General features: G+C 37.0%; 13 protein-coding genes. 8 read left to right on the forward strand and 5 right to left on the reverse strand.

Going from position 1 to position 12,007, the window contains the following annotated elements; translation table 11 throughout:
- Positions 1 to 217: 217 nt before the first annotated feature.
- The 5 genes from dhaT to QSH13_RS00415 all read left to right on the forward strand — a co-directional run bounded on the left by dhaT (position 218) and on the right by QSH13_RS00415 (position 3,493).
- Positions 218 to 1,381, forward strand: coding sequence for a 1,3-propanediol dehydrogenase (gene dhaT, locus QSH13_RS00395; protein ID WP_109406328.1), 1,164 nt, complete (start codon positions 218 to 220; stop codon positions 1,379 to 1,381).
- A 139-nt stretch (positions 1,382 to 1,520) separates the two neighbouring features.
- Positions 1,521 to 1,742 carry an osmotically-inducible lipoprotein OsmB gene (gene osmB / locus QSH13_RS00400; protein ID WP_006536908.1) on the forward strand — a complete coding sequence of 74 codons (222 nt, stop codon included), beginning with the start codon at positions 1,521 to 1,523 and terminating at the stop codon, positions 1,740 to 1,742.
- A gap of 253 nt (positions 1,743 to 1,995) precedes the next feature.
- Positions 1,996 to 2,745 carry a bifunctional NADP-dependent 3-hydroxy acid dehydrogenase/3-hydroxypropionate dehydrogenase YdfG gene (gene ydfG, locus QSH13_RS00405; protein WP_109397392.1) on the forward strand — a complete coding sequence of 250 codons (750 nt, stop codon included), beginning with the start codon at positions 1,996 to 1,998 and terminating at the stop codon, positions 2,743 to 2,745.
- 100 nt (positions 2,746 to 2,845) lie between these two features.
- A complete protein-coding gene (locus QSH13_RS00410) occupies positions 2,846 to 3,202 on the forward strand; it encodes a DUF1283 family protein (RefSeq protein ID WP_109406329.1) in 357 nt (118 codons plus the stop codon).
- Between the two features lie 54 nt (positions 3,203 to 3,256).
- Positions 3,257 to 3,493: a DUF1161 domain-containing protein gene (locus tag QSH13_RS00415; RefSeq protein ID WP_099075341.1), complete on the forward strand. Its 237-nt coding sequence runs from the start codon at positions 3,257 to 3,259 to the stop codon at positions 3,491 to 3,493.
- A 298-nt stretch (positions 3,494 to 3,791) separates the two neighbouring features.
- On the opposite strand, the gene bioD is transcribed toward QSH13_RS00415, so the two are convergent.
- From bioD to QSH13_RS00430, 3 genes are all read right to left on the reverse strand, one after another.
- A complete protein-coding gene (gene bioD / locus QSH13_RS00420; protein ID WP_109397390.1) occupies positions 3,792 to 4,463 on the reverse strand; it encodes a dethiobiotin synthase in 672 nt (223 codons plus the stop codon).
- 196 nt (positions 4,464 to 4,659) lie between these two features.
- Positions 4,660 to 5,871: a sugar metabolism global transcriptional regulator Mlc gene (gene mlc, locus QSH13_RS00425; RefSeq protein WP_109397389.1), complete on the reverse strand. Its 1,212-nt coding sequence runs from the start codon at positions 5,869 to 5,871 to the stop codon at positions 4,660 to 4,662.
- A 128-nt stretch (positions 5,872 to 5,999) separates the two neighbouring features.
- Positions 6,000 to 6,914, reverse strand: coding sequence for a LysR family transcriptional regulator (locus QSH13_RS00430; protein ID WP_109397388.1), 915 nt, complete (start codon positions 6,912 to 6,914; stop codon positions 6,000 to 6,002).
- Between the two features lie 125 nt (positions 6,915 to 7,039).
- Here QSH13_RS00430 and QSH13_RS00435 point away from each other — a divergent pair, with 125 nt between their 5' ends.
- The 3 genes from QSH13_RS00435 (at position 7,040) to tus (ending at position 9,771) form a co-directional block, all read left to right on the forward strand.
- Positions 7,040 to 8,314 carry an MFS transporter gene (locus QSH13_RS00435; RefSeq protein WP_109397387.1) on the forward strand — a complete coding sequence of 425 codons (1,275 nt, stop codon included), beginning with the start codon at positions 7,040 to 7,042 and terminating at the stop codon, positions 8,312 to 8,314.
- A gap of 109 nt (positions 8,315 to 8,423) precedes the next feature.
- Positions 8,424 to 8,558 carry a hypothetical protein gene (locus QSH13_RS00440; protein WP_267128368.1) on the forward strand — a complete coding sequence of 45 codons (135 nt, stop codon included), beginning with the start codon at positions 8,424 to 8,426 and terminating at the stop codon, positions 8,556 to 8,558.
- Between the two features lie 283 nt (positions 8,559 to 8,841).
- A complete protein-coding gene (tus, locus tag QSH13_RS00445) occupies positions 8,842 to 9,771 on the forward strand; it encodes a DNA replication terminus site-binding protein (protein WP_109397386.1) in 930 nt (309 codons plus the stop codon).
- Between the two features lie 8 nt (positions 9,772 to 9,779).
- On the opposite strand, the gene QSH13_RS00450 is transcribed toward tus, so the two are convergent.
- On the reverse strand, positions 9,780 to 10,139 hold the full coding sequence (locus QSH13_RS00450) for a hypothetical protein (protein ID WP_109397385.1): 360 nt from the start codon (positions 10,137 to 10,139) through the stop codon (positions 9,780 to 9,782).
- A gap of 75 nt (positions 10,140 to 10,214) precedes the next feature.
- Positions 10,215 to 11,612, reverse strand: coding sequence for a class II fumarate hydratase (gene fumC / locus QSH13_RS00455; RefSeq protein ID WP_109397384.1), 1,398 nt, complete (start codon positions 11,610 to 11,612; stop codon positions 10,215 to 10,217).
- Positions 11,613 to 12,007 lie beyond the last annotated feature (395 nt).

Here is a 12,007-nt window from a genome sequence, read left to right on the forward strand (position 1 = left end):
ATACAAATCTGTCAAACCATATATGTTAAAATAGTTATTTTCTTAATCTCACATCATCAAATAAGCATATCCCGTTGACTTATATCAAATGAACCAAAGTTAAATGAATCGATTCATCTCATTGATGAGCTACTTCCTTGACTTAATAATCAACGAGGTGAGAATGCACTAATACTTTAATTTATTTTAATAATAATCTGATATTGGAAGGTTTATCATGAGCTATCGTATATTTGATTACTTGGTACCGAATGTTAACTTTTTTGGTCCTGGTGCTATCTCTGTTGTTGGTGAACGTTGTAAATTATTAGGCGGTAAAAAAGCCCTGTTGGTAACAGATAAAGGCCTGCGAGCGATAAAAGATGGTGCCGTAGATAAAACTATCGGTTATCTAAAAGAAGCGGGTATTGATGTTGCCGTATTTGATGGCACTGAACCTAACCCCAAAGACACGAATGTGCTTGAAGGTCTTGCAATGTTCCGCAAAGAACAATGCGACATGATAATTACAGTGGGAGGTGGTAGTCCACACGACTGTGGTAAAGGTATCGGTATTGCAGCCACTCATGAAGGTGACCTTTATAATTATGCTGGTATTGAAACACTAACAAATCCACTTCCACCGATTATTGCTGTGAATACGACTGCCGGTACAGCAAGTGAAGTCACTCGCCACTGTGTTCTGACCAATACAAAAACTAAAGTTAAATTTGTTATTGTAAGTTGGCGTAACCTCCCTTCTGTTTCTATTAACGATCCATTGTTAATGATTGGCAAACCCGCTGGACTCACTGCCGCAACAGGTATGGATGCGTTAACTCACGCAGTTGAAGCTTATATTTCTAAAGATGCTAACCCTGTTACAGATGCTTCAGCTATTCAAGCAATTCGTTTAATTTCTCGTAACTTGCGTCAAGCTGTAGCCTTGGGAACAAATCTGAAAGCCCGTGAAAATATGGCTTATGCTTCACTTTTAGCTGGAATGGCATTTAATAACGCAAACCTTGGTTACGTGCATGCAATGGCTCACCAATTAGGTGGTTTATATGATATGCCTCATGGTGTCGCTAATGCAGTGCTGTTACCACATGTACTACGTTATAATCTGATTGCTAACCCAGAGAAATTTGCAGATATTGCTGAGTTTATGGGGGAAAACGTCGCAGGATTATCCGTGATGGACGCAGCAGAACGTGCTATTACAGCTATCGCACGCCTTTCTGCGGATATTGGTATTCCGCAACATTTAGGTGAATTAGGTGTGAAAGAATCTGATTTCCCATATATGGCGGAAATGGCTCTTAAAGACGGTAATGCATTCTCTAATCCTCGTAAAGGTAATGAAAAAGAGATCATTGAAATTTTCCGTCAAGCATTCTAATAATGCGCTAATAAACATTAACCCACTATAATGTGGGTTAATTTAAGAATTTTCTCTCCATTGTTCCCGAATATTCCGATCCTAGTATAAATACGATAAGTTTATTTTTATATTGTCCTTTATATCGGAGTTTATAAAAATGAATATCACGTTAAAAAAGATTGGAACACTGTGTGTCGCTTCTGTTCTGCTTTTTTCACTTGCGGGTTGTTCTAGCATGACAAAACGCGACCGTAATACAGCAATTGGCGCCGGTGCAGGTGCTATCGGTGGCGCTATTTTAACAGATGGTAGCGCATTAGGTACCATTGGCGGTGGTGTCTTAGGTGGTGTTATTGGCCATCAAGTCGGTAAAAAATAACTGACATTGCCTTATTCAACTAAGCTGGGTTTTCTCAATAAACCCAGCTTCTGGGTTGTTAATTGTTCTATCTTTCCCTTCTTATCTTGCAGTTAAAAACAAAAATCTTATTTATTATTAAAGATAAAAATCTTTCATATAAGAAAAGGATATGATTTTTAGCCTGATTTATCTCAAAGCCGTGTTTTAAACTTGACTCTTTCTAGTGATAGTCTTTTACTTTCAATTACTATGACTATTGAGGGGAAATTAAATGATTATTTTTATCACAGGTGCTTCTGCTGGCTTTGGTGAAGCCATTGCTCGTCATTTTATCAGCCATGGACATAAAGTTATTGGTACTGCTCGTCGTTTGGATAAACTTAATAGCTTACATAAAGAGCTAGGTGAACAATTTTATCCATTGCAACTCGATGTTACAGATAAAAAAGCAGTCAGTGAAATTTTCAAACAATTACCCGAAAAATGGAGTGAAATTGATGTGTTAGTCAATAATGCTGGCTTAGCCTTAGGTTTAAATACCGCGGATAAAGCAAGCCTTGATGACTGGGATACAATGATCGAGACAAATAATAAAGGTTTAGTTCATGTCACTCGTGCTATTCTTCCTTTTATGGTTGAAAGAAACAAAGGCCATATTATTAATATCAGTTCAACAGCAGCGTCTTGGCCTTATATGGGTGGTAATGTTTATGGCGCGACTAAAGCCTTTGTTAAGCAATTTAGCTTAGGATTGCGAGCAGATCTCCAAGGCAAAAAAGTCCGCGTGACTGATATTGAGCCAGGGCTTGTTGGTGGTACAGAATTTTCATTAATTCGTTTTAAAGGTGATAGTGATAAGGTTGAACAAACTTATGCAAATGCAAATGCGTTAACACCTGAAGATGTGGCAGAAGCGGTGTATTGGACAGCAACATTACCTGCTCATGTGAATATCAATACACTAGAAATGATGCCTGTGAGTCAGTCATTTGCAGGGTTAAGTGTCCATCGTCAAAATTAAACACACTGAAAACGCATTTTTTATTAAGGTATCAGCTATAATTATTAAGATATAATAGTCATTGAGAGCAATAGCTACATAACTTTAGAGGATAGCAACCATGATAAACACACTAACTAAGAAACAGGTCATCAGAACCATGGTGTTCTCCTTATTTCTTGGTTTATCAGTGTCTTCTTTTTCTTCTGTTGCCGCTTCGACTAATGTAACCATTAATGGCGATGGCTATGACAATGTTTTAGATAAAGAACAAGCTCGACAAATGAAAGAAGATTGGGATCAAAAGCGAGAGCTTCGTACCCAAATCAATCAGCGGGAAAAAATCGAATTTAATAAAGTAGATAAAGCCATTGATGAGCGAGATGCTTGTCTGAAAAGCGCGAATGTCTACGCATATTGGGAACCAGAAACGCGTCGTTGTTTAGATAGTAATACTGGTCGCCCTGTTAACCCGTAAGTAAATAGTGTAAAACAGTGATGTTTTTGCCCGCTAAAACAAGGAGAGAATAATATGAAAAAATATGTATTTGCTGTAATGGCCACACTGGTTGCGTTTGCACCTTTAGCCGCGAATGCAGGTTGTGATGAAGTCGTTGAGTCTATTCAACAAAAAATCGTTAATAATGGTGTGCCAGCCGCTAACTTTACTTTAACTGTCGTTGAGAACGACCAAGTTGCACAGACAGAAGGTAAAGTTGTCGGAACTTGCGAAAATGATAGCAAGAAAATTATCTATACTCGTCATTAATCTATAGCTGATAAAATCTTGTGATTAAAAAAGGGCGCAATATTAGCGCCCTTTCTCTTTGTCACTATTTATCAATGACTACTTTTCTAATTTATCAACATGTTATCTATTATCTAATTTGTTTTATCTTATTTAGTCTTAACTTTATGTGTCATTTTTATCATTAGTTATGCTTGTGACTAAATCAGAAAAAACAAAAACACCCAATGAATTTACTCATCAGGCGCTTAAAAGTAACAAGTTTGGTATCGTTTAAAAACAGATAGCAATCCACTTGATTACTTATTTATATTCTCTCTTAAGCAGGTACAGCGATTTCTAACTGACTTAAATCGAGGTAACAAGAGAGATCACGTTCTTCAGGACGTAACAAATACGGGATTTCACCAATCAACGGTGCAGGAATATGCTGAGACAGCCTTTCCACAATTTTCGCGTAATAAGGTAATCCTGGATTTATTCTGTTCGCAACCCAACCTACTAATTTTACACCATCATTGATAATAGATTGCGCAGTTAATATTGAGTGATTGACACAGCCTGGTTGAATACCAACAACCAAAACAACTGGGATTTGTTCTTTCACCACCCAATCAGAATAAAAGGTATTATCATCGAGTAAATAACGCCAACCACCATTACCCTCGATAACAACACACTCTGCTTTTTTACTTAAATTGTCTAGCTCATTTGAAATTTTATTAAAATCAATTTCATTTTCACTAATATAACAATTATCAAGCAAAATAGGATTAATTTCGTCGTAGCGAACTTCAACTGGCGATGAATTATGAATAATCATAGCATCACGATTACGTTCACCCTCAGCCGTTTCATGCAATTCTGTTGCAATAGGCTTATAACCCACTGCCGTTGACCCGCCACGATTTAATGACTGAAGAAGTGCTCGGGTTACAACAGTTTTACCCACGTTGGTATCTGTCCCCGTAACAAAAAAGCGTGTTAACATATAATTTACTTCCGTTATGACAGATAAATCAGGTTCATAAAAAATGACAGAGATTAGAGTTTAGGGTAACACTGTTTCGGGTGGCTTGAGATAGCTCAATTTTTTAGTTAATTGGTAGAAAATAGAGAATTCGTTAATGATCAATTGATGTATTTACGCTTATAAAACACTTTTGTTACGGTTTATTTTACCTGATTTATCCTTGCATCAACTCAATTAACAAAGAGCCATTGTAGAGTGCTTCTTTTACGAGCGAAGCCGCAGGCAAAGTCCCCTTGTTTCTTAACTCTGTTTCTTCAATAATCAAAGACTGAGCATAACGTGGCATGACATGCTGTTGAACTTGGTTCAAGATCAAAGGAAAAAGAATGGATTTAGCGCGACAAAGCGGTGAACCAATTAATATTTTTTGTGGATTAAAGATATTAATCATCACAGCCAAAATAAAACCTAATCGCTGAGCCACTAAATTAACAATTTCGAGCGCGGATTTATCGCCAATTAATATTGCATCACACAATGTCTCAACAGTAATAGGATATTTGTTTAGCAACGAAGTGGGATCTTCTTGAGCTAATAGTTGGGCTTTTTTGATTAATTGAGGAATGGCAATTTCTGTTTCTAAACACCCTGTTGCCCCGCAATAACAGCTATTTTGAGAGTCGATAACTTTAGTGTGCCCGATTTCAACAGCGCTATGACTGTTAGAATGCAATGTTTTTCCATTGCTTATCACGCCAGCTCCAACAATATCATCGATAACAATTTGCAGAACGTCTGAATTGTTTTTTGCCGCACCATATAAATATTCGGCCATTGTCCATGCAGTTACACTATGCTGTAAAAATACAGAGACACCCGTTTTTTCATGGATTTTATCGGCAAGTGGTATGTCTTTAATATCATAATAAGGCGAGCTATAAATAACACCGCTAATGGGATCAACAATGGCATTCATTGTAATGCTAATAGCCGTTAGTCTTTCAACATGTGATTGATAACGTTCAAAGAATTTATCAATGGCAACTAAAAAGTGATTAAGAAAATCATCGCTATATTCTTTGGGAAAATCGAACGTATCTTCAGTAACCAGTTTGCTGTCTAATTCTCTTAAACTAAAAAGCAAGTTACCTTTATTAACGCGGATACAGAGAAATTGCCAGCCTTGGCTTTCTAATTTTAATCCGACTGCTGGTCTGCCACGGAATCCAACATCAGGAAACTCCGTTTCATGAATAAGATGCGCTTCAACTAATTCTCGCGTGATCTTAGTAATACTTGCTGGCGCAAGCTCTGCCTTTTTCGACAATGAAATACGAGAAATGGGACCATGCTCATCAATCAAACGAAAGACTGTGCCAAGATTGAATTGTTTTACGTGATCGATGTGGCTAGGTTGATTCCCCATTGAATGCTTCCTTAATTAAAGAGCCATAATTAATTCGAGGCTCCAAATAATTCATTACCGATTATGTCGTCAATTTGTGATAATTGTACAATACTTACATAAAAATCGTGATCAAAAACACAGATAAATCAAGATTTTTGGTGATCTAGGATATTTTTCAACAGCAATTGCGTTAATCGATTCGCCGCTGCAGGAATAGCACGTTTATTATGTGAAACTAACCAAACCTCAGAGAACGCCTGAGAATTTGCAAAATGTAGATAATGCACCCCATCAACTTTCATTCGCGTAAATGATTTTGTCACAATAGAAATCCCAAGCCCAGCTGCAACTAACCCTAAAATCGTCATGGCTTCACCCGCTTCTTGTGCAATAGTTGGCGTAATTCCTGATAGACTAAGTAATTGAATAATCTCATCATAAAGTGCCGTACCGACATCTCTTTCAAAGAAAACAAAAGGATATTGGCCGATATCCTGAATATTGACCCCTGTTTCTTTGTATGCAAGTAAAGGATGCCCTTCGTAAACCGCCAAAATAAAAGGCTCACGAAATAACAGCTGGTGGTGCAAATTTTCGGGTAATGTCGTGTTTCGCATGATCCCCAAATCAATACGCCCAGTCAGTAACGGCGATATCTGTTGTTTTGTATTCATTTGATGCATATGAATACCGACTTCTGGGTAATTTTCTCTAAACTGCCGCAAACTTAAGGTGACTAAATGCATAAAAGGCGTTGTTGAAGTAAAACCAATTGAAATCTCACCTAACTCACCTTTTTCCATTCTAGCGGCGCGCGTTGCGGCTGCGTTGACCTGCGCCATTATTTGATATGACTCTTTTAAAAACATTTGTCCTGCGGGTGTTAACGAAACGGAACGGTTAGTTCGCTCTAAGAGTCTAGCGCCTATTTCACTTTCAAGCGCTTGTATTTGTTGGCTTAAAGGAGGTTGAGAAATATTTAACCTTTCTGCTGCTTTACCAAAATGAAGTTCTTCTGCAACAGCAATAAAGTAACGTAAATGCCTAAGTTCAATATTCATATTTCTCTCATATTGTTATTGATACTTTAAAAGTCTTATTTCCAATAATTAATATATTAGACAAAAAAATCAAATATTTTTAACATTGACATAAATCAAATTTAAGTAATGGAAGTTTAATCAATATGGACACTCACGAAATAGACAGTAAAAGTGTGAGCTTAGGCGCTGATATTTCAGACAATAGATCAACTGCTCATCGCCAATCTAATCCTAAACACTATATTCAGCGTGATGATGCGCTATACATAAAAGTGACAGTGTCATTTTTTATGGTCGGGTTAGCGACATTCGCTTTACTCTATTTTGTGCAACCCATATTGCCAATATTATCTAACGAGTTCTCCATCAGCCCTGCAACCAGCAGTTTGGCACTCTCACTTTCAACCGCTTTAATGGCGTGTGGATTATTAATCACAGGCCCACTTTCAGATGCCTATGGTCGTAAAAATGTCATGGTTATCGCGCTGTTTTGTGCCGCATTCTTTACATTATTAAGTGCAACCATGAATAGTTGGACAGGCATTTTAATGACGCGAGCTTTAGTTGGGCTTTCATTAAGTGGTGTTGCAGCAGTAGCAATGACATATTTAAGTGAAGAAATTCACCCCGCTTATCTCGCATTATCAATGGGTTTGTATATTAGCGGGAACTCTATTGGAGGAATGAGCGGACGCGTTATTACAGGGGTATTAAGTGATTATTATTCTTGGCGTTTATCCGTTGTTATTCTAGGTATATTTGCTCTTTTCGCTGCAATTACTTTCTGGAAGATATTACCTGCTTCACAGCACTTTAGACCGACCGCATTAAAACCTCGTAATCTTCTTATTACCACTAAATTGCATTTTAGGGATAAAGGACTGCCTTTATTATTTATTGAAGGTGGTTTATTGATGGGTGGTTTTGTTACTTTATTTAACTATATTGGCTATCGTTTATTAGATGCACCCTATTCATTAAGTCAAACTACTGTGGGGCTGATTTCTATCGTCTATTTAAGTGGTACCTATAGTGCTTCTAAAGCGGGCTTATTAACCACTAAATACGGTTTAGGCAAGGTCTTTATTGCTGGCATTTCAATGATGTTAATTGGCATATTGATTACTTTGATTGAATCACTGCCCATTATTTTTATTGGGATGCTTATCTTAACGACAGGTTTCTTTGCGGCACATGCCGTCGCAAGTAGTTGGGTTGGTCGTCGCGCAAAGCGCGGAAGAGCCCAAGCCTCCTCCCTTTATCTTTTTACTTACTATGCGGGCTCTAGTCTTGCAGGTACCGTAGGTGGATTATTCTGGGTGAGTTTCGGTTGGCTTGGCGTAGGTTTATTTATCGCCCTATTAATGACTATTGCGCTTTTAATTGCATTGCGTTTAAACAGCACACTTAGAAATTAATTGTTGGCATCAATAAAAAGTAATAGTTAATTGATAATTAAGAATATTGATTACACTTTCCCCCTTTTTTAAGATGGCGATGACAAACCAACCACAAAGGATAAATATAATGAATTATTTTAAAAAACTACTTATGGCACTTTCCGTTTCTTTTATTTTACTCTCGACAACAACTATCGCTTCTTCAGAATGCCCGCCAACACACCCTGATTGTGGTGATGATATATGGGTACAAAATCAATAAACATGGTGTTTTGTGTTAACTAGGTGTTTATTTGCTAAAACCACTCTAGTAGCTGGATGTTGATTTGTTAGAACCTTATTAGATTTTAACTTTTAAACATCATTATGATTAAGAATTTCCCTTTAAATTGTAATAATGACCATTTTACGGCATACTGTGTTTATATACAGTATGCCGTATTTTCCTCATTTTTCCCTATTAGACCAATGTACTTTTCACTGAAGTTAATGTATCGTTTTAAGTAAAGGTCTATTGTATGTTGTAACTAAATAAGGATGTGAAAGTGAACAAATATGATTTAATCGAGCAATTTAATCATTGCTTTAAACTGTTAGAAACAGAGATTGAGGCGTTGTCGGCTTCGCTTAGAACGCTCACTTTATTACCTTCTGCTGTATTTGAATTACCCGATGTGAGCAAAGAAGAAGAGCATGATGAAGTTGATTACGTTACAGTGTCACCAAGTTATAACGAAGACGCGCTGGATCTTACCTTAAAACTTATTGCTAACCTGTTTATTTATGATAATGCCCCACATATTAGTAGTAAACGCGCTATTCGTTTACCTGGTGTGCTTTGCTTTAGTGCTGATAACCAAACATTTAAGTCTGTAAAAAAACAAGTTGAGCAAATTAATTTATTAAAAAAACAGCTTTCTAATATAGTGACTAAAGAGTCTGGTGTATCGAAAGAAGAACGCTTTGATTTCGTCCATAATCAATTAAAAGGCTTAATTACACTCAATGCTTATCGTACCCTCACCCTACTCTCTGATCCAGATACGGTGCGTTTTGGTTGGGCAAATAAGAATATTATTAAGAATTTAACGCGTAATGAGGTATTAACCCAATTAGAAAAAAGCCGTGAGGCTAATCGTGCAGTTCCTCCTTATACTAGTGAACAATGGGCTGAACGTCTGGACAAAGAGATCATCACTCTTTCTCAATTACCTGAAAATGCAAAATTAAAAATAAAGCGTCCTGTCAAAGTGCAACCTATTGCGCGAGTTTGGTATTCAGAACTTCAAAAACAAGTGCAATATGCATGCCCCTTGCCTTTATTAGCTTTCTATATTGATAAAGAGAGCGACTTTAAACCTGTTATTGGCGAACTTCCTGATTATGATGCCAATAACATTCAAATTCGTCATCGCCCTAAAGCTAAAAAGCTACAATTAATTATTCCAAGAATGCATTTGTATCTTGAAAAGTAGAAAATATCTTATTTTTCAATAAGTTTAATTGAGCTTCCTTGAATAATTCGCTGAAGATAATCATTAAGCTGAACAAAGTGATTGTCTTCAATATCTAAATAAATTGTTATTATCATATTGTTTTTTAATGCAAAAATAATCTCTTTGCGTTCAAGGGTGATTTTTTCAAGCGAATTAATGGCTTCAATATCAGATAAATGGGTCATTAAACCAATTGAATTATCTATATCTTCATCTTCTTCATCAAATCTTGAAAGAATAATGAAATGATCAGGAGAAACAGCATCATCCCCTATTCCGATAATGGTAACATCATCTTCGACATAGCAATTAACTTCTGTCGCCGTAAACCTAATTTCTTCAATCATTATTTTTCCTATAAGATCTAAAAATCCCGCCATTATAGCGGGATTTAATATCGGTTAAATAAGCGTGTTTAACACTTATTTTTTCATGCTACCAACCATATCTTCTGGACGTACCCAGCTATCGAATTCTTCCGATGTTAGGTAGTTCAGTTTCAATGCAGATTCTTTTAGCGTTAAACCTTCTTTGTGCGCTTTCTTCGCAATTTCAGCGGCTTTATCGTAACCAATATGAGTATTTAATGCAGTAACTAACATTAATGATTCGTGCAGTAGTTTATTGATACGTTCACGATTTGGCTCAATACCAATTGCACAGTGCTCATTGAAGCTACGCATACCATCAGCCAGTAAACGAACTGATTGTAAGAAGTTATCAATAATCATTGGACGATAAACGTTCAGTTCAAAGTTACCTGATGCGCCACCAATATTGATTGCAACATCATTACCCATTACTTGAGCACATAACATTGTTAATGCTTCACATTGTGTTGGGTTAACTTTACCTGGCATGATTGAACTACCTGGTTCATTTTCTGGGATTGCGATTTCGCCAATACCACAACGAGGGCCAGAAGCTAACCAACGCACGTCATTAGCAATCTTCATTAATGATGCAGCTAAACCTTTTAACGCACCATGTGCATGAACTAATGCATCACAAGTTGCTAATGCTTCAAATTTATTAGGCGCTGTTACAAAAGGCTGGCCTGATAATTCAGCGATACGTTTAGCAACACGCACAGCATATTCTGGATGGGTATTTAATCCCGTACCTACTGCTGTACCACCTAGCGCTAATTCACAAACATGAGGAACTGAATCATCGATATGTTTGATACTATGCTCAAGCATAGCAGCCCAACCAGAGATCTCTTGACCTAATGTTAGTGGTGTCGCATCTTGCAGGTGTGTACGACCAATTTTAACGATATCATGGAAAGCTTCTGCTTTCTCTTTGAATACTTTCAGCAGTGATTTTAATTCTGGCAATAAATCCTGACGTAATGCAATAACAGCAGCGACATGCATGGCAGTTGGGAACACATCATTTGAACTCTGACTTTTGTTAACATCATCGTTCGGATGGATTTTGCGCTCCATGCCACGGATACCACCAAGTATCTCACTACCACGGTTAGCTAACACTTCATTCATATTCATGTTTGATTGAGTGCCAGAACCGGTCTGCCAGATTGCTAATGGGAATTCAGTTGGGTGTTTACCTGCAAGCACTTCATCTGCAGCTGCGATAATTGCATCAGCGCGCTCTTTGGGTAATAAACCTAAATCCATGTTAACACCTGCGGCTGCTTTCTTCGTGAGAGCAAGCGCATGGATAAGCGCAACAGGCATTTTTTCAACTGAAATACGGAAGTGTTCAAGAGAACGCTGCGTTTGAGCTCCCCATAACTGGTCAGCTGGTACTTCGATTTGTCCCATTGAGTCTTTTTCAATGCGAGTGGCTGCCATTTCAATCTCCTTAAGTACACAGAATAATTGATTAGTTCCGAATCACTTTCTAGTAAATAACTCGGATACCAATATCATGCCATAAACAGAATAATAAATATGAGAGCTAAAGCGAGCTTATGAAAATTATAACAGAATGAAATCTGTTGATTTTTTTAAAAGTACGGTTAGCAATCTTATTTTATTGCTAAGGTTATTATTTAAGCCTTCATATTTATATCTACATTTATTATGATCTATTGTTATTAATCATAAATAGAATTACATCACAATTAAATGTTGTCCAAATCTAAAAATGAGCAAGAAAAAAGCACTTTAATCCTGATTTAAACTATCTTATAAATCATATTCATTTTGCTTTAAACTCATTATGTTAGCAATTAACTAAGTAAGTT

The organism is Proteus faecis, from assembly GCF_030286765.1.
Classification (GTDB): domain Bacteria; phylum Pseudomonadota; class Gammaproteobacteria; order Enterobacterales; family Enterobacteriaceae; genus Proteus; species Proteus faecis.